The sequence below is a fragment of the Novosphingobium barchaimii LL02 genome (assembly GCF_001046635.1).
GTDB classification, from domain to species: domain Bacteria; phylum Pseudomonadota; class Alphaproteobacteria; order Sphingomonadales; family Sphingomonadaceae; genus Novosphingobium; species Novosphingobium barchaimii.
This window is the reverse complement of sequence record NZ_KQ130456.1, coordinates 273,295-291,114: the sequence shown is the minus strand read 5'-3', so window position 1 is coordinate 291,114 and position 17,820 is coordinate 273,295. Positions and strand designations below refer to the sequence as shown.

Below are 17,820 nucleotides of genomic sequence, written 5' to 3'. Positions count from 1 at the left end.
ATTATACCTCGTCGCTCTGGAACGTGTTGGCCCCGTATGAACCGGGCGCGCGTGAGGCGACTTTCTTGCGGGCGTTGCGCTTGTCGAACGGCACGGCCAGTTCGGTGCTGATCTCGCGCAGGACGCTGGCGACGTTGTCCACCACTTCCTCTTCCGAGAAGCGCAGCACGCGGATGCCGACTTCGATCAGCTTGCGGTCCTGCAACTCGTTGACGTCGGGATTGGCATCCTCGGCGCTCAGCTGGATCACAATCCAGCGCGAGGGGCAGGCGAAGTCGACGATTGCCGAGCCGACGATCGACTGGCGAATGAACTTCACGCCGGACAGCTTCGAGCCGGACAGTTCCGCCCATAGCGCCTTCTGCGCTTCGGTGGGGTTGCGGCGCTGGTCCCTGGCACGCTCCTTAAGCGTTTCCAGACGGGCGCCGGTCACGGCGAAATTGGCCTTTACGTCGCCTTTGGGCGCCCCTGTCGCGAGGCTTATGCCCAGGGTTTTGCGGGCGGCGGTCATGGATTTTGTCCTTCGATACGGGTGAAGGGGAGCGCGGGTGTTATCACCCTACGCTGCCCTCGAGACTGATACCCAGCAGCTTCTGCGCTTCGACGGCGAACTCCATCGGCAGCTGCTGCAGCACTTCCTTGGCGAATCCGTTGACGATCAGCGCCACGGCGCTCTCGGTGTCGAGGCCGCGCTGCATGGCGTAGAACAGCTGGTCGTCGCTGATCTTGCTGGTGGTCGCCTCGTGTTCGATCTGGGCGCTGGGATTGCGAACCTCGATATAGGGCACGGTATGGGCGCCGCATTCCTTGCCCAGCAGCAGCGAATCGCATTGGGTAAAGTTGCGTACACCCTCAGCGCCCGGCGCCACGCGCACTAGGCCGCGGTACGTGTTGTTCGACTTGCCGGCCGAAATACCCTTCGAGATGATCGTCGAGCGGCTGCCTTTGCCATTGTGGATCATCTTGGTGCCGGTATCGGCCTGCTGGTAGTTGTTGGTGACGGCCACCGAGTAGAACTCACCCACCGAATCCTCGCCGTTGAGGACGCAGGAGGGGTACTTCCAGGTGATCGCGGAGCCGGTCTCGACCTGGGTCCAGCTGATCTTGCTGCGTGCGCCCTGACACAGGCCGCGCTTGGTGACGAAGTTGTAGATGCCGCCCTTGCCCTCGGCATTGCCGGGATACCAGTTCTGGACGGTGGAATACTTGATCTCGGCATCTTCCATCGCGACCAGTTCCACCACGGCGGCGTGAAGCTGGTTTTCATCGCGCATCGGGGCGGTGCAGCCTTCCAGATAGGAGACGTAGCTGCCCTTCTCGGCGACGATCAGAGTGCGTTCGAACTGGCCGGTATTTTCGGCGTTGATGCGGAAATAGGTGCTCAGCTCCATCGGGCAGCGCACGCCCTCGGGGATGTAGACGAAAGTGCCGTCCGAGAAGACCGCGCAGTTCAGCGTGGCAAAGTAGTTGTCGTTCATCGGCACGATCTTGCCGAGCCACTTCTTTACCAGCTCGGGGAATTCGCGGATCGCCTCGGAGATCGAGCGGAAGATGACGCCCGCCTGCTCCAGCTCCTTGCGGAAGGTGGTGGCGACCGAAACCGAATCGAACACCGCGTCCACGGCGACCTTGCGCGCGCCCTCGACGCCGGCGAGCACTTTCTGCTCTTCCAGCGGAATGCCGAGCTTTTCGTAGACCCGCAGGATTTCGGGATCGACCTCGTCCAGGCTGGCCAGCGTGTCCTTCTTCTTGGGCGCGGCCCAATAGTAGGCGTCCTGGTAGTCGATCGGCGGCACGTTCAGCTTCGCCCAATCCGGCGGGGTCATCTGCAGCCAGCGGGCATAGGCCTTCAGCCGCCAGTCGAGCATCCACTGCGGCTCGTCCTTCTTGGCCGAGATGTAGCGAACGGTGTCTTCGGACAGGCCCTTCGGGCCGTATTCCTGCTCGATGTCGGACGACCAGCCATGCTCGTAGTCGGCCGCACGGGCGGCGGCATCGTGTGCAGCCTGGTCACGAAGGGGGGCCTCACGCTCGGCCATGCGGATGTTTTCCTCGGTCATCTCAAACTTCCTCGACGAGCTGGGTCAGCACGACCTGGGCAAGCGCGCCGCGAACGGCGGCATTCACCTGCGGCCAGTGGCCCTTCACGTTACAACCTTCTTCCAGCGTGCAGTCGCTTTTGACGCGGTCGAGGCAGGAGGTGAGCGCGATGGGCCCTTCTACCGCCTCGACGATGTCGGCAAGCGAAATCGCCGCCGGTGGCCGGGCCAGTTTCAGCCCACCGCCCACGCCCCGCGACGAACGCATCAGGCCGGCGGCGGTCAGCTTGCTGACCAGTTTCTGCACGGTCGGCACCGGCAGGCCGGTTTCCTCCGCCAACTGGGCGGCCGATATGCGCGCGCGTTTCCCGCCGGCCTGCTCTATCAACGAACAGGTACCGCAATGCCGCGCTGCGGCGGACATGATGATGACCGCATAATCGGCCATGCTGGACAGGCGCATAACGGTGGTTTTCCGAACCTGTGACTAAATCGGATCAAATCATTCCGATTTCACCTAGTGCAGCACGGCTCCGGTTTCAATGGGCGTTTCGCATAGGAATTGAGGGTTGAGGCGCGCCCCCTTAGCGCGCCTCAACCGACTCGCAAACAATGGAAAATCTGTCCCGGCAAAAACTGGGCCCGCTGCCGGCCTGTGCGAATCGCAGAAAAAAGGCGGTTCCCGGCCGAAGCCGGAAACCGCCATCAAGGTAATAAAGAACTCGAACGCATCCGCGACGAGCCCTTCGGGTCGCAGGGATCGTGTATGCCCCGGCCCGGGGGATTTATTGTATAAACGCGACACGGTTAGCTTCTGGGAAAGGCTAACGGACTTTTTCATCTCGCAACCGCAGCGGGAAGAAGCGTTTGAGCAACACCTCATGTCCCGTTATGCGACAGCGGTGCTGTACTCCCTCATAAAGCCCGCCCTTTTCCGAATCGACGCCGAGAAAGCGCATGGCCTGGCGCTTTCCGCGCTCAGGCTTGCCGCCCCCGCGCGCGCACCCGCCTACCCACCGTCGCTGGCGAGCGTGGTGGCGGGAATCGCTTTCCCCAACCCTGTCGGCATGGCCGCCGGGTTCGACAAGGACGGCGAAGTGCCCGATGCGCTGCTGCGGATGGGTTTCGGCTCTGCGGAGGTCGGCTCGATCACCCCGCTACCGCAGGCCGGCAACCCCCGCCCGCGCCTGTTCCGGCTGGTGGAAGACCGCGCGGTCATCAATCGCATGGGCTTCAACAACAGCGGCGCGCAAGTCGCGGTGGACCGCCTTGAAGCGCGCGCGGATACGTCCGGCGTGGTGGGCATCAACATCGGTGCGAACAAGGATTCGACCGACCGCGTGGCCGACTATGCGATCATGGCGAAGCTGATGGCGCCGATTGCGAGCTATCTCGCGGTCAACATTTCCAGCCCTAACACGCCAGGCCTGCGCGCCCTGCAGGACGAATCGGCGCTGACCGGCCTGCTGGATGCGGTGATCGAGGCGCGCGATGCTGCCTGCCCCCCGGCTAAACGCCCGCCGGTGTTCCTCAAGGTGGCGCCCGATCTTGAGCCTGCGGACATCGACGCGATCGCCCGCATCGCCATCGACAAGCGTCTTGGCGCTTTGATCGTATCCAATACGACGATTTCGCGCCCTGCGCTTGCATCGGTACACAAGGGCGAATCCGGAGGATTATCCGGCGCACCGCTGCGCGATCTTGCCCAGCAGCGCCTGCGCGATTTCCGCAAGGCGACCGGCGGCGCGGTGGCGCTGGTGGGTGTGGGCGGCATTGCCAATGCCGAAGACGCGTGGGCGCGCATCCGGGCCGGGGCCAGCCTTGTCCAGCTTTACAGCGCGATGGTCTACGAAGGGCCGACGATCGCGCGCAAAATCTGCAAGGGTCTGATCGAATTGATGAAGCGCGATGGCTTTGCGTCGATTGCAGAGGCGGTGGGAAGCGAATAGGCATTCCCGCAATGTCCAGAAGCCTGACCCTGGGGCTGCTTGCCTCGCTCGCCCCGATTGCACTGACCCTGGGCGGCTGCGCCGCTACCACGGCCACCGCCCCTTCGTCCGTTTTGGCAGCGAACCAGCCTGCGGTTTTCGATGCGGGCATGGTCAGCGCTGCTGATCGGCGCGCGGCCGACGCCGGGGCAGAGATCCTGCGGCAGGGCGGCACTGCCACCGACGCGGCGATCGCGACGATGCTGGCGCTGAACGTGGTCGAACCGCAAAGTTCGGGCATCGGCGGCGGTGGTTTCCTTCTGCTGGCAGACGAGCAGGGGCACGTCGAATCGTGGGACGGGCGCGAAACGGCGCCAAAGGCCGCTACCCCTTCGCGCTTCCTCGATGCCTCCGGCCAGCCGTTGCCGTTCCGCACGGCGGTGATCGGGGGGCTCAGCGTGGGCATTCCGGGCAATATCGCCATGGCCGCCAAGGCCCACGCCGCGCATGGCCGGTTGCCTTGGGCGCAGCTTTTCCAGCCCGCCATTCATCTGGCCCGCGAAGGCTTCGTGCTGTCGCCGCGCGGCTATGCCTCGCTCGCCCGTTCAGCTGACACCGGCGCGCACGATCCGCAGGCCCGTGCGATCTTCTACGGCGTGGACGGCAAGCCGCTGCCGCAGGGCACCACGATCCGCAACCCCGCGCTTGCCAGCACGCTGGAGATGCTTGCCGCAAAGGGGCCTGACGGATTCTACAAGGGCGAACTGGCCCGCGAGATTGCTGCCAAAGTAGCCGCCGAAACTCCGTCCGATGGCAAGATGACCGCCGCCGATATCACTGCCTTCACCGCGAAGCAGCGCCCCGGCGTCTGCGCGCAGTACCGTGTTTACAAGATTTGCAGCATGGGTCCGCCGTCCTCCGGCGCGACCACGGTGCTGGCGACGCTGGTGCAGCTGGAAAACTTCGATATCGGCGCGCTCGGGCCCGATTCGCCGGTCGCCTGGCACCTGATCGCCGAATCGCAGCGCCTCGCCTATGCCGACCGCGAGCTGTTCCTTGCCGACCCGGATTTCGTGACCGTGCCGGTCAAGGAACTGCTGGACCCCTCCTACCTCCACCAGCGCGGCGCGCTGATTGCGGCGGACAGGACTATGGCCAAGGTCACCGCCGGGCTGCCCGCGCCGCATCTGGCGCTGGGCAAGGGCTATGAGGAACACGGGACCTCGCACTTCGTCGTCATCGACCGGCAAGGCAATGCCGCCTCGTGGACCTCGACGGTGGAGAGCGCTTTCGGGTCCGGCATCATGGTTGGCGGTTTTTACCTCAACAACGAGCTGACCGACTTCAGCTTCATCCCCGAAAAGGACGGTGCCAAGGTTGCCAATCGGGTCGAGGGCGGCAAGCGGCCGCGCAGTTCGATGGCGCCCACGCTGGTCTATGGGCCGGACGGCAAGCTGCTGCTGGTCGTCGGCGCGGCGGGCGGAGCGACGATCCCGGTGCAGGTGATCCGTGCGCTGATCGGCGTGCTCGACTGGAAGCTGCCTGTCGACAAAGCGCTGGCGCTGCCGGTCCTCTTCGCGCCCACCGATACCATCAACGTCGAGAAGGGATCCCGGCTTGAGGCGATGATCCCGCAGCTCACCGCGCTTGGCCATGGTTCGGTGCGGGCGCTGGAGATGCCGCTCAAGACCAATGCGGTTGCGGTGGTGGATGGCCGCCTCGTCGGTGCGGGCGATCCGCGTAGCGAAGGTGTCGCAGTCTCTCAATAGAGCGCGGGCGCCAAGGCTGTTGTCGCAACCCGCGCATCCCCCTAGACGTTGCACAACTCGGAACGCTGAGAGGATTTAGGGGCCGCCATGGAAATTGCCGACTTCGACAGGAGCGCGAACATCGTGTCGCTCTTCCTGTCCCGCGCCGATGCGCTGGGCGATGCGCCGATGCTGAGGGCCAAGCAGGGCGGGCAGTGGACCGCGATCAGCTGGGCAGAGGCCGCGCGCCGCGTGTGCCTGATGGCCGCTTCGCTGCGCCGGCTGGGCCTCAGGCCGGGGGAGCGGGTGGTGATTGTGTCCGAAAACCGGCCTGAGTGGTGCATCGCGGACCTCGCGATCATGGCTGCGGGCTGCGTGACGGTGCCGACCTACACCACCAACACCACGCGCGATCACATCCACATTCTTGAGAATTCGGGTGCCCGCGCGGCGATCGTCTCTACCGCCAAGCTGGGTAGGGCGTAACCGCTGCACCCGCCCCACGTATTCCGAGAGCTTGCTGATGGTTAGGCTCGCCCGAGACGAGGAGGAGATCGGGCAATGTCGGATGAAATTGATGCAGGGTCAAACGGCGGTTTGACGTGTGCGTCGCACAGTACAACTGCGCGTTTGACCGTCAGTTTGCCGCCCGGACGTCGGCGCTACGAGCGTTGGCCGGATGACGTACGCGACCGCATTCTGGCTGAGAGCTTTGTGCCAGGAATGACTGTGGCGCAGGTCGCCCGCGATAACGGCGTCGGCCTTGGCCTTTTGCACTATTGGCGTCGGCAAGCGCGAGCAGCAGGAGCCGTCGAGGAATTGCGGTTCGTACCCGTCACGCTGGCTCAGGAGAAGCAACTCGAACCTGGCGGCTTGGAGTTGGTGGTACGAGACGTGACGGTTCGGATCATGGGCGCGGTCGAGATGGACCACCTGCGCGCGGTACTGGCGGCGATCCGGGAATGATCCCGATCGACGGAAGCGTACGGATCTTCGTGGCGACACAGCCGGTCGACTTCAGAGCCGGGATTAACCGATTGATGGGGCTGGTGACGCACGTGCTGGGGCATGATGCCTGCGCGGGCGATGTCTTCGTGTTCCGCAACAAGGGCGCGGATAAGGTGAAGTTGCTCCGTCATGACGGGTCAGGCGCGGTTATGGCGACGAAATGGCTCGACCGAGGAAGGTTTTACTGGCCTGCCGTGCAAGGCGGCACGATGGTCCTGAGCGGACCGCAATGCACGGCATTGCTGTCGGGTCTGGATTGGAAGAAACTGCCCGCACCCGAGGTGCGCAGACCCCTGATTTTTGGCTGATATCTGCGGTTTTCTGTGGCGACGAGGAGTCGGTGTGGTATAGTCAGGCATGCCCGCCCAAGCCGACGATCTCCCTGAAGATATGGAGCAAATGGCGGCTCTGGTGCGTGAACTGCAGGCAGAAAACGCCCAACTGCGCGCACTGCTCAAAGGCATGGCCCACCAGGCCTTCGGCAGCCGTTCAGAACGCGCCAGCGTCATCCTGGGTGATCAAGGTCTCCTTGATCTCGGCGACCTCGTAACCACGCCGGCTACCGCAGCCAACGACGATGGCGACGCCGAAGACAAGCCTGCCGTCGGTCGCCCACGCCGCAAGCGCGGCCTGATGGCACTGCCGGCCCATATCGAGCGCGTGGAGCGCGTGATTGATCCCGACACGCTGGATTGCCCCTGCTGCGCCGGCAAGCTCCACAGGATCGGCGAAGATGCCAGTGAGGCACTCGACTGGGTGCCGGCCATCGTTCGCGTCATCCGCACAGTGCGCCCTCGTTACGCCTGCCGGGAATGCCGGGAGGGCGTCGTTCAAGCGCCGGCGCCGCGCCGCGCGATCCCAGGCTCGATGGTCACTACCTCGACGCTGGCCTGGATGGCGACGGCGCGCTACGCCTGGTCGATCCCGCTCAATCGGCAGTTGCAGATGCTCGCAGGCCAGGGCGTCATCCTCGATCGGGCGTTACCGAGCCGCTGGATGCGTAAGATCGCATGGTGGGTGAAGGCGCTCTATGATCGCCTGCTTGCCTACATCCACAGCCAGTCCCGGATCTTCTGCGATGAGACCCGCATGCCGGTCCTCGAGAAAGGGCGAAGACGAACCCGCACGACACAGTTCTGGGCGCACGCTTGTGATGACGGACCGTGGTCAGGCCCGGCCCATCCGGCAGTGGTGTATATCCATGCTCGCGGACGGCGGCATGCCGAGGCGTTCGAACAACTCGCCCGCTACCAGGGCGTTATCCAGGTCGACGGCTATGGTGCCTACAAGGCGCTTGTGCGCGGTGGTCCGGGCCGAGGCAAGATCACACTCGCCTTCTGTCTTGCCCACGCCCGGCGCAAGTTCGTCGATGCCTTCCGCAAATCGCCATCGCCGGTGGCAGCGGCGATCCTTACCCTGATCGGTGAGGTCTACGCGATCGAGGCGCGTGTGCGCAAAGGCACCGCCGCACAGCGCCTCCAGGCTCGTCTCGCCGAAACCGCCGACGTCATGGCGAAGATCAAGGCGCAGATCGACATCATGCTTCCAGGTCTGTCGCCCAAGTCCGACCTGGCCAAGGCGATGCGCTACACGCTCAACCACTGGAAGGGGCTAACCCTGTTCCTGGAAGACGGCCGGATCGAGGTCGATACCAACACCGTCGAGCGCGGCATGAGAAATGTGGCCCAGGGCCGCAAGTCCAGCCTCTTCGCTGGTAGCGAGGAAGGAGCTCAGACCTGGGCCGTCATGGCATCGCTTCTCCAGACGGCTCGCCTGGGGGGCCTGGATCCCTACACCTGGCTGAATGACGTGCTGGAGCGTATCGTCACGGGCGCTGTGAAGATCAACGAACTGGACATCTTGCTCCCATGGAACTGGCGGCCGGCGGCAGAACCGGTAAAAGCGCTGGCGGCATGAACTTCAAACCTCGCACATCGCAGGGCCGGACCCTCTCGCTCGAACAGCTCGAGATATGGCTCGACGAGCTTGATCCCCCCGTAGCTGGCGTCTCATCGATCGACGGCTTCCTGGCCGCAGTCGCCGCAGGCCCCAGCGTCATTGACCCCGACGTATGGATTAAGAGCATCCTGCGCGAGCACGCTCTCAACGCGCGCTCGGCGCCTGCGCGCCGAACGATCCTCAAGCGGTATAACCGCATCTGCATCGAGCTTGCCGAGAAGCCCGAGGCGTACGCGCCGATCTACATGCGCACCGAGGAAGGCGAGGTACTGCTCGAGGACTTCGCCAACGGGTTCTTCACAGCCATGCATCTCGACATGGAGGCGTGGAAGCCCTTCATCGCCGACCCGCAGTTCGGCTACCCGCTCGCGGCACTGCTTGGCCACAGCACCATTACAGGTGGCCCGTCATGGATCGAACAACTGGGTGATCCGAGCGCCAATCTGGCACTAGTCGATACGTGGCGCATGGTCCCGCAAATCATCTCGCTGATCAATGACCAGTGCGCCTTCGCGCGCATGACGCCAGCAGCCTGATATAAATCCCGCCACCACCAATGCGTGGGACAGGATCAGCGGTTACGGTAGGGCGCTGCTGCCCGCGATCGTGCAGACCGACATGTGCCGCCACGTCATCGGCATGGAGCCGCTCGTGCCGATGCAGGGCGGGGCTTACGAGACACAGTTGTGGGACGAATTGCTGCAAGGCGACGCTGCCGCCGCACGCGCCGATGTCGATGCGCGCATGGCGAATGTCGGGCGCGGTGATCTAGCCTGCATCATCTACACCAGCGGCACCGGCGGCGCTCCGCGCGGAGTGCGCCAGCACCACGGGATGCTGCTGTCCAACGTGGCCGGCGCGGCGCAGATCATCGACCAGGACTTCGGCTGGGATCAGGGCCCGGAAAAGCGGGAGATATTCCTCTCGTTCCTCCCGCTCAGCCATGCCTACGAACATACCGGCGGACAGCTTCTGCCGATCGGTCTGGGCGGCGAGATCTATTATTCCGAAGGGCTGGACAAGCTGGCCGCCAATATCGAGGAAGTGCGCCCGACCGTGATGGTCGTCGTGCCGCGTCTGTTCGAGGTGCTGCGCACGCGCATCATGCGCCAGATTGAAAAGCAGGGCGCGACTGCGAACCGATTGATGGACTGGGCGATCGCAGGCGCGCAGCGCAGCCAGGCCGGCAAGCGCCGACTCATCGATTATCCGGTCGGCATGGTGATCGAACGCACCCTTCGCCCCAAGGTCCGCGCCCGTTTCGGCGGGCGGATGAAGGCGCTGGTTTCGGGCGGCGCGCCGCTCAATCCCGAGATCGGCGTGTTTTTCGATGCGATGGGCCTCACCCTGCTGCAGGGCTATGGGCAGACCGAGGCGGGGCCGATCATCAGTTGCAATCGCCCGGCGGCGGGCGTCAAGTTCGATACTGTGGGCCCGCCCCTGCGCGGCGTCGAGGTGCAGATCGCCGCGGACGGAGAGATTCTCGTGCGCGGCGAGGTGGTGATGGCCGGCTACTGGCAAAACGAGGCGGCCAGCATCAACGTGCTCAAGGATGGCTGGCTGCACACCGGCGACATCGGCCACTTCGACGACAAGGGCCGCATCGCCATCACCGATCGCAAGAAGGACATGATCGTCAACGACAAGGGCGACAACGTCTCGCCCCAGAAGGTCGAATCGATGCTCACCCTTCAACCCGAGATTGCCCAGGCGATGGTTTCCGGTGATCGGCGGCCCTACATCGTCGGACTGGTCGTGCCCGATGCCGACTGGGCGCTGGAATGGGCGCGAAGCAACGGCGAACTCTTCGATTTCCGCCGCTTGCAGACCATGCCCTCGTTCCGCGCGGCGATCCGCACCGCGATAGACCGCGTGAATGCCGACCTCTCGGTGATCGAGAAGGTGCGCCAGTTCGCTTTTGCGGACGAGCCGTTCTCGATCGAGAACGAGGAGATGACTCCCAGCCTCAAGATCCGCCGCCACAAGGTGAAGGAACGCTACGGCACGCGGCTGGATGGACTCTACAAGTAGGAGTGGCCGTACCTGTTCACGGCACCAAGGTCGTGAACAGATAGGTCGCGAAGATGACCAGGTGGATCGTGCCCTGCACCACCGTGGTCCGGCCCGTCCCCAGCGTCATCGAGGCGACCAGCAGGGTCAGCGCCAGCAGTACCACGCCGCGCATCGACAGGCCGAGTTCCAGGTCCAGCCCCATCATCAGCGAAGTGACGGCGACTGCCGGGATGGTCAGGCCGATCGTCGCCAGCGCCGAGCCGATTGCGAGGTTGAGGCTGGTTTGCACCCGGTTGGCCCGCGCTGCGCGCAATGCGGCGAAGCCTTCGGGTGCGAGGACCAGCGCGGCGATGATGATGCCCACCATGGCCTGAGGGGCGCCTACCGCGGCGACACCCGCCTCGATCGAGGGCGAAAGCATCTTGGCCAGCAGCACCACCGCAATGAGGGCAAAGCCCAGCAGTACTGCCGAGGCCGCCGCCTGCGCCTTGGGCACAGGCGCTTCATGGGCGTGGTCTGCTTTCTCGGGGTGGAGGAAATGGTCCTTGTGGCGCACCGTCTGGGCAACCACGAAAGTGCCGTAGATGATGAGCGAGATCACCGCGACGAAGCCCAACTGCAAGCCGGAGTAGAACGCGCCGCTCTGGGTGATGGTGAAGTTGGGCAGCACCAGTGTCGCGACCGAGAGCGTCGCCAGCATCGACAGCCCGTGGGTGACCCCGCTCTGGGTATAGCTTTGTTCGTGGTGCCGCCCGCCGCCGGCCAACAGGCAGATGCCGACGATGCCGTTGATGGTGATCATGATCGCCGCGATCAGCGTATCGCGCGCGAGCGCCTGTGCGCCGCTGCCCTCGCTCATCATGATCGAGACGATCAGCGAGGTTTCGATCACGGTTACCGCGAAGGCCAGCAGCAGGGTGCCGAACGGCTCGCCAAGGTAATGGGCAAGGACTTCGGCATGGTAGACTGCCGAGACGATCGCCGCGCAGAGTACCAGCGCCAGGACCACCACCAGACCGACACCTGCCGGTTTTCCCAGCGCCAGCGCCGCCAGTGCCAGCAGCGGTACGGCGATCGACCAAGGCGCAAGGCCGAATGTCGGAAAGCGCGCGGTGGGGGCCGGGGTGTGAGCCGGCGGGGGCCGGTCGGTGGTCTCGGTGGGCTGGGTCATCGATTGACTATAGGTGTGATCCGCCGCAGGGCCAGTCTTGCGCGGGTCTGATTGCGACTTTGTGCATGAAGGGCAACCCATCGACACGGAGTGGAAACCCTTCGGCCGTCATCGCTGATCTTCACCGTCCAGGCGTTGATCTTTACCCGGGACGCGTTTTTTCATTCAGCGTTACGAAACGCTTTCGGGGGTTTCGGCGTTGTCTGCCGCAGGTCCACTCGAATACTGATACGGAAAATCCCCAAACATGCGCGCTTTCGCCTGTCCCAACTGCCGCCGCCTCAACCATTTCGAGGTCCGTGTATGCCCCGGCTGCAAAGCGACTCTCGGCTACGATCCTGCGGTCGACGCTTTCCGCTTCCTTGCGGACAAGGCCACCGTCTGGCGTGACAGCAAGGGTGGGACCGCCGATGTCGTAGTCTGCGCCAACAACAATGCGTACCAAATCTGCAACTGGCTGGTGGGGACGGGCGATGCCACGCCCATGTGCCGGGCCTGCCGCCACAACCGCACGATCCCCGACTTGTCCGAGCCTTCGGTGCCGCCGCGCTGGGCCAAGATCGAAGCCGCCAAGCGGCGCCTGTTCCATTCGCTGCTGAAGCTGGGCCTGCCGCTGGAGACCAGGGCCGAAGCAGGGCCGGGCGCGCAGGGCCTTGCCTTCGATTTCCTCTACGACGCGGCCGCCGAGAAGGCAGGTACGCCCCGGATCACCACCGGCCACGACGGCGGCCTCATCACGCTGAACCTGATCGAGGCGGACGATGCCGAGCGCGAACGCATGCGCCACGCCATGGGTGAGCCATATCGAACCCTGTTGGGCCATTTCCGCCACGAGGTGGGGCACCATTACTGGTCGCGGCTGATCGAACCGGATGCGGCAGAATGCGAGGCGTTCCGCAAGGTCTTCGGCGATGAGCGGGTCGATTACCAGCAGAGCCTGCAGGCCCACTATGCCGACGACGGCGGCAAGATCTGGACCGATGCCTACGTCAGCTTCTACGCCACCTCGCACCCGTGGGAGGACTTCGCGGAGACTTTCGCGCACTACCTGCACATCGTCGACGTGCTGGCGGCGGCTGGCGGTTTCGACCTGTCGCTGGCGGCCTTGCCGGGCGAGGCGGAAGGACTGGAAGTCGAACTGGACTTCAACCCCTATACGGCCGACACGCGGGCGCTGGTCGATGCGATGGGGCCGCTATCCTTTGCGGTGAACGCGATCAACCGCTCGATGGGACTGCCCGACCTGTACCCCTTCCACCTTTCCGACGCGATCGTCGCCAAGCTGGATTACGTCCACACCCTCGTCGACAAAGCGCGCGAGGGAACGAAGGCGGGAGCACCGGTCGCCGCCTGAGCGGCAAGGTTCAAGCGGCTTCCTTCTCGATGAATTCGGGGTAGAAGCTGGGTTCGCGGTCGGACCAGCCGGGCGCGGTGGCGGCGGCTTCGCTGATCGAATGGAGCAACGTCTTGCGCTTGTCCGGGCGGATCTGCGGCAGCGCGGCGGCGCCGCAGAAGGCGCCGGGCAGCCAAGGCCGCGCCCAGGCGCCCAGCAAGCGCTCATACAGAAAGCGGAAGGCCGAAAAGCTCTCGATCTTGTCCTGTGCGAGGTCGAAAGCGGCGATGCGGACGAGCTTGCCCATGAACACGTCGATATCTTTGAAGGCGATGTCGTAAGGGCGCATGGTGCGCAGGCGCTTCAGGTCCTGATAGGCGGCATACTGATTTCGGATCGAGGCCATTTCATCCGCGTCGCGCGCCCAGATCTTGAAGGCATCCTGGCGGCCAAGCCCGATATCCAGGCTGCGGCGGATGTAGCGCTGTTCGCACGAAGTGAAGCTCGCAAACTCGCGGAGTTCGCCGATCGTCAGAGTAGCCGTTCCCATGTAGGCCATTGTCGCATTTCCCGTTTCGCAAAGGGTGCTCCGTAACCGCTGATCCTGTCCCACGCATTGGTGGTGGCGGGATTTATATCAGGCTGCTGGCGTCATGCGCGCGAAGGCGCACTGGTCATTGATCAGCGAGATGATTTGCGGGACCATGCGCCACGTATCGACTAGTGCCAGATTGGCGCTCGGATCACCCAGTTGTTCGATCCATGACGGGCCACCTGTAATGGTGCTGTGGCCAAGCAGTGCCGCGAGCGGGTAGCCGAACTGCGGGTCGGCGATGAAGGGCTTCCACGCCTCCATGTCGAGATGCATGGCTGTGAAGAACCCGTTGGCGAAGTCCTCGAGCAGTACCTCGCCTTCCTCGGTGCGCATGTAGATCGGCGCGTACGCCTCGGGCTTCTCGGCAAGCTCGATGCAGATGCGGTTATACCGCTTGAGGATCGTTCGGCGCGCAGGCGCCGAGCGCGCGTTGAGAGCGTGCTCGCGCAGGATGCTCTTAATCCATACGTCGGGGTCAATGACGCTGGGGCCTGCGGCGACTGCGGCCAGGAAGCCGTCGATCGATGAGACGCCAGCTACGGGGGGATCAAGCTCGTCGAGCCATATCTCGAGCTGTTCGAGCGAGAGGGTCCGGCCCTGCGATGTGCGAGGTTTGAAGTTCATGCCGCCAGCGCTTTTACCGGTTCTGCCGCCGGCCGCCAGTTCCATGGGAGCAAGATGTCCAGTTCGTTGATCTTCACAGCGCCCGTGACGATACGCTCCAGCACGTCATTCAGCCAGGTGTAGGGATCCAGGCCCCCCAGGCGAGCCGTCTGGAGAAGCGATGCCATGACGGCCCAGGTCTGAGCTCCTTCCTCGCTACCAGCGAAGAGGCTGGACTTGCGGCCCTGGGCCACATTTCTCATGCCGCGCTCGACGGTGTTGGTATCGACCTCGATCCGGCCGTCTTCCAGGAACAGGGTTAGCCCCTTCCAGTGGTTGAGCGTGTAGCGCATCGCCTTGGCCAGGTCGGACTTGGGCGACAGACCTGGAAGCATGATGTCGATCTGCGCCTTGATCTTCGCCATGACGTCGGCGGTTTCGGCGAGACGAGCCTGGAGGCGCTGTGCGGCGGTGCCTTTGCGCACACGCGCCTCGATCGCGTAGACCTCACCGATCAGGGTAAGGATCGCCGCTGCCACCGGCGATGGCGATTTGCGGAAGGCATCGACGAACTTGCGCCGGGCGTGGGCAAGACAGAAGGCGAGTGTGATCTTGCCTCGGCCCGGACCACCGCGCACAAGCGCCTTGTAGGCACCATAGCCGTCGACCTGGATAACGCCCTGGTAGCGGGCGAGTTGTTCGAACGCCTCGGCATGCCGCCGTCCGCGAGCATGGATATACACCACTGCCGGATGGGCCGGGCCTGACCACGGTCCGTCATCACAAGCGTGCGCCCAGAACTGTGTCGTGCGGGTTCGTCTTCGCCCTTTCTCGAGGACCGGCATGCGGGTCTCATCGCAGAAGATCCGGGACTGGCTGTGGATGTAGGCAAGCAGGCGATCATAGAGCGCCTTCACCCACCATGCGATCTTACGCATCCAGCGGCTCGGTAACGCCCGATCGAGGATGACGCCCTGGCCTGCGAGCATCTGCAACTGCCGATTGAGCGGGATCGACCAGGCGTAGCGCGCCGTCGCCATCCAGGCCAGCGTCGAGGTAGTGACCATCGAGCCTGGGATCGCGCGGCGCGGCGCCGGCGCTTGAACGACGCCCTCCCGGCATTCCCGGCAGGCGTAACGAGGGCGCACTGTGCGGATGACGCGAACGATGGCCGGCACCCAGTCGAGTGCCTCACTGGCATCTTCGCCGATCCTGTGGAGCTTGCCGGCGCAGCAGGGGCAATCCAGCGTGTCGGGATCAATCACGCGCTCCACGCGCTCGATATGGGCCGGCAGTGCCATCAGGCCGCGCTTGCGGCGTGGGCGACCGACGGCAGGCTTGTCTTCGGCGTCGCCATCGTCGTTGGCTGCGGTAGCCGGCGTGGTTACGAGGTCGCCGAGATCAAGGAGACCTTGATCACCCAGGATGACGCTGGCGCGTTCTGAACGGCTGCCGAAGGCCTGGTGGGCCATGCCTTTGAGCAGTGCGCGCAGTTGGGCGTTTTCTGCCTGCAGTTCACGCACCAGAGCCGCCATTTGCTCCATATCTTCAGGGAGATCGTCGGCTTGGGCGGGCATGCCTGACTATACCACACCGACTCCTCGTCGCCACAGAAAACCGCAGATATCAGCCAAAAATCAGGGGTCTGCGCACCTCGGGTGCGGGCAGTTTCTTCCAATCCAGACCCGACAGCAATGCCGTGCATTGCGGTCCGCTCAGGACCATCGTGCCGCCTTGCACGGCAGGCCAGTAAAACCTTCCTCGGTCGAGCCATTTCGTCGCCATAACCGCGCCTGACCCGTCATGACGGAGCAACTTCACCTTATCCGCGCCCTTGTTGCGGAACACGAAGACATCGCCCGCGCAGGCATCATGCCCCAGCACGTGCGTCACCAGCCCCATCAATCGGTTAATCCCGGCTCTGAAGTCGACCGGCTGTGTCGCCACGAAGATCCGTACGCTTCCGTCGATCGGGATCATTCCCGGATCGCCGCCAGTACCGCGCGCAGGTGGTCCATCTCGACCGCGCCCATGATCCGAACCGTCACGTCTCGTACCACCAACTCCAAGCCGCCAGGTTCGAGTTGCTTCTCCTGAGCCAGCGTGACGGGTACGAACCGCAATTCCTCGACGGCTCCTGCTGCTCGCGCTTGCCGACGCCAATAGTGCAAAAGGCCAAGGCCGACGCCGTTATCGCGGGCGACCTGCGCCACAGTCATTCCTGGCACAAAGCTCTCAGCCAGAATGCGGTCGCGTACGTCATCCGGCCAACGCTCGTAGCGCCGACGTCCGGGCGGCAAACTGACGGTCAAACGCGCAGTTGTACTGTGCGACGCACACGTCAAACCGCCGTTTGACCCTGCATCAATTTCATCCGACATTGCCCGATCTCCTCCTCGTCTCGGGCGAGCCTAACCATCAGCAAGCTCTCGGAATACGTGGGGCGGGTGCAGCGGTTACGGTGCTCCCTTCACGAATCGAAGTAAACCACGATTGCAGTTACCAAGCCGTTTACTATGCAAACGATTGTTTGCGGGGTTTCACCTGGTCGGACGGGGAGCGGTAAATATCCTTCCCGTTGTGCGGGTAAAAGGCGCGTCAGATCAGCCCTGCAAGCGGGCTGGAGGGGTCTGCATAGCGGCGGATCTGCATGCGCCCGGCAAGATAGGCATCGCGTCCGGCGGCAACCGCCAACTTCATAGCGCGGGCCATGCGGATGGGATCGCGGGCCTCGGCGATGGCGGTGTTCATCAGCACGCCGTCGCAGCCCAGTTCCATCGCCACGGCGGCTTCCGAGGCCGTGCCGACGCCGGCATCGACCAGCACCGGTACCTTCGCGCCCTCGACGATGAGGCGGATGGTGACCTTGTTCTGGATACCCAGGCCCGAGCCGATCGGCGCGCCCAGCGGCATCACCGCAACGGCGCCGCATTCTTCCAACTGCTTTGCCGCGATCGGATCGTCCACGCAGTATACCATCGGCGCGAAGCCCTCTTTGGCGAGGATTTCGGTGGCCTTCAGCGTCTCGCGCATGTCGGGGTAGAGGGTACGCGCCTCGCCCAGCACTTCCAGCTTCACCAGATCCCAGCCGCCCGCCTCGCGCGCCAGGCGCAGGGTGCGAATGGCGTCGTCGGCGGTGAAGCAACCGGCGGTGTTGGGCAGGTAAGTGATATTCTTCGGATCGATGAAGTCGGTCAGCATCGGCGCCTTGGGGTCCGATACGTTGACGCGGCGCACCGCCACAGTGACGATCTCGGCGCCCGATGCCGCCACGGCGGCGGCGTTCTGCGCGAAGTCCTTGTACTTGCCGGTGCCGACGATCAGGCGCGAGGTAAAGGTACGGCCCGCAACCGTCCAGGTGTCGGGGGCCAAGGTTTCAGCAGCAGAATCGATCACGAAGCGCGTCCTTTCGAGGCAGCGGTA

General features: G+C 64.1%; 17 protein-coding genes and 2 pseudogenes. 9 read left to right on the top strand and 10 right to left on the bottom strand.

From position 1 onward, the window contains the following. Position 1 precedes the first annotated feature (1 nt). From V474_RS18110 to V474_RS18100, 3 genes are read right to left on the bottom strand one after another with little or no spacing between them, the layout of a single operon-like run. The gene (locus V474_RS18110) at positions 2–511 is read right to left on the bottom strand and encodes an endonuclease domain-containing protein (RefSeq protein ID WP_059152802.1); all 510 of its coding nucleotides are present in this window, start codon (positions 509–511) and stop codon (positions 2–4) included. A 43-nt stretch (positions 512–554) separates the two neighbouring features. Next, complete coding sequence (sufB, locus tag V474_RS18105) at positions 555–2,060, bottom strand: Fe-S cluster assembly protein SufB (protein WP_059152801.1); 1,506 nt, start codon at positions 2,058–2,060, stop codon at positions 555–557. A 1-nt stretch (position 2,061) separates the two neighbouring features. Then, positions 2,062–2,502, bottom strand: a complete 441-nt coding sequence (locus V474_RS18100) for an SUF system Fe-S cluster assembly regulator (protein ID WP_059152800.1) — start codon at positions 2,500–2,502, stop codon at positions 2,062–2,064. 418 nt (positions 2,503–2,920) lie between these two features. Here V474_RS18100 and V474_RS18095 point away from each other — a divergent pair, with 418 nt between their 5' ends. From V474_RS18095 to V474_RS18060, 8 genes and pseudogenes are all read left to right on the top strand, one after another. Beyond that, positions 2,921–3,988, top strand: a complete 1,068-nt coding sequence (locus tag V474_RS18095) for a quinone-dependent dihydroorotate dehydrogenase (RefSeq protein WP_059152799.1) — start codon at positions 2,921–2,923, stop codon at positions 3,986–3,988. 11 nt (positions 3,989–3,999) lie between these two features. Beyond that, positions 4,000–5,736 carry a gamma-glutamyltransferase gene (gene ggt / locus V474_RS18090; protein WP_059152798.1) on the top strand — a complete coding sequence of 579 codons (1,737 nt, stop codon included), beginning with the start codon at positions 4,000–4,002 and terminating at the stop codon, positions 5,734–5,736. Between the two features lie 87 nt (positions 5,737–5,823). Further along, positions 5,824–6,195 (top strand): annotated as a pseudogene (locus tag V474_RS18085) (AMP-binding protein); the annotation flags it as partial. A gap of 81 nt (positions 6,196–6,276) precedes the next feature. Further along, complete coding sequence (locus V474_RS25070) at positions 6,277–6,681, top strand: transposase (RefSeq protein WP_082058011.1); 405 nt, start codon at positions 6,277–6,279, stop codon at positions 6,679–6,681. Then, the gene (gene tnpB, locus V474_RS18075; RefSeq protein WP_043980823.1) at positions 6,678–7,031 is read left to right on the top strand and encodes an IS66 family insertion sequence element accessory protein TnpB; all 354 of its coding nucleotides are present in this window, start codon (positions 6,678–6,680) and stop codon (positions 7,029–7,031) included. Before V474_RS25070 ends, tnpB (V474_RS18075) begins: the two co-directional genes overlap by 4 nt. Before the next feature lie 49 nt (positions 7,032–7,080). Further along, complete coding sequence (tnpC, locus tag V474_RS18070) at positions 7,081–8,640, top strand: IS66 family transposase (protein WP_059150576.1); 1,560 nt, start codon at positions 7,081–7,083, stop codon at positions 8,638–8,640. Then, on the top strand, positions 8,637–9,218 hold the full coding sequence (locus tag V474_RS18065) for a UPF0149 family protein (RefSeq protein WP_059150816.1): 582 nt from the start codon (positions 8,637–8,639) through the stop codon (positions 9,216–9,218). Before tnpC (V474_RS18070) ends, V474_RS18065 begins: the two co-directional genes overlap by 4 nt. Positions 9,219–9,267: 49 nt before the next feature. Continuing rightward, positions 9,268–10,713 (top strand): annotated as a pseudogene (locus V474_RS18060) (AMP-dependent synthetase/ligase); the annotation flags it as partial. A 16-nt stretch (positions 10,714–10,729) separates the two neighbouring features. Here the strand turns inward: V474_RS18060 and V474_RS18055 are convergent. Beyond that, entirely contained in the window at positions 10,730–11,866 is a 1,137-nt protein-coding gene (locus V474_RS18055; RefSeq protein WP_082699859.1) for a calcium:proton antiporter, read from the bottom strand. A gap of 247 nt (positions 11,867–12,113) precedes the next feature. Here V474_RS18055 and V474_RS18050 point away from each other — a divergent pair, with 247 nt between their 5' ends. Next, a complete protein-coding gene (locus V474_RS18050; RefSeq protein WP_059152796.1) occupies positions 12,114–13,220 on the top strand; it encodes a zinc-binding metallopeptidase family protein in 1,107 nt (368 codons plus the stop codon). Between the two features lie 10 nt (positions 13,221–13,230). On the opposite strand, the gene V474_RS18045 is transcribed toward V474_RS18050, so the two are convergent. From V474_RS18045 to V474_RS18020, 6 genes are all read right to left on the bottom strand, one after another. Beyond that, positions 13,231–13,758, bottom strand: a complete 528-nt coding sequence (locus V474_RS18045) for a hypothetical protein (RefSeq protein ID WP_059152795.1) — start codon at positions 13,756–13,758, stop codon at positions 13,231–13,233. A 78-nt stretch (positions 13,759–13,836) separates the two neighbouring features. Further along, positions 13,837–14,418, bottom strand: coding sequence for a UPF0149 family protein (locus V474_RS18040; protein ID WP_059150816.1), 582 nt, complete (start codon positions 14,416–14,418; stop codon positions 13,837–13,839). Further along, positions 14,415–15,974 carry an IS66 family transposase gene (gene tnpC / locus V474_RS18035; protein WP_059150576.1) on the bottom strand — a complete coding sequence of 520 codons (1,560 nt, stop codon included), beginning with the start codon at positions 15,972–15,974 and terminating at the stop codon, positions 14,415–14,417. The genes V474_RS18040 and tnpC (V474_RS18035) overlap by 4 nt, the downstream gene beginning before the upstream one ends. Positions 15,975–16,023: 49 nt before the next feature. Further along, entirely contained in the window at positions 16,024–16,377 is a 354-nt protein-coding gene (gene tnpB, locus V474_RS18030) for an IS66 family insertion sequence element accessory protein TnpB (RefSeq protein ID WP_043980823.1), read from the bottom strand. After that, positions 16,374–16,778 carry a transposase gene (locus V474_RS25065; RefSeq protein ID WP_082058011.1) on the bottom strand — a complete coding sequence of 135 codons (405 nt, stop codon included), beginning with the start codon at positions 16,776–16,778 and terminating at the stop codon, positions 16,374–16,376. The genes tnpB (V474_RS18030) and V474_RS25065 overlap by 4 nt, the downstream gene beginning before the upstream one ends. A 217-nt stretch (positions 16,779–16,995) precedes the next feature. Beyond that, positions 16,996–17,793, bottom strand: a complete 798-nt coding sequence (locus tag V474_RS18020) for a thiazole synthase (protein WP_059152794.1) — start codon at positions 17,791–17,793, stop codon at positions 16,996–16,998. Between the last annotated feature and the right edge of the window lie 27 nt (positions 17,794–17,820).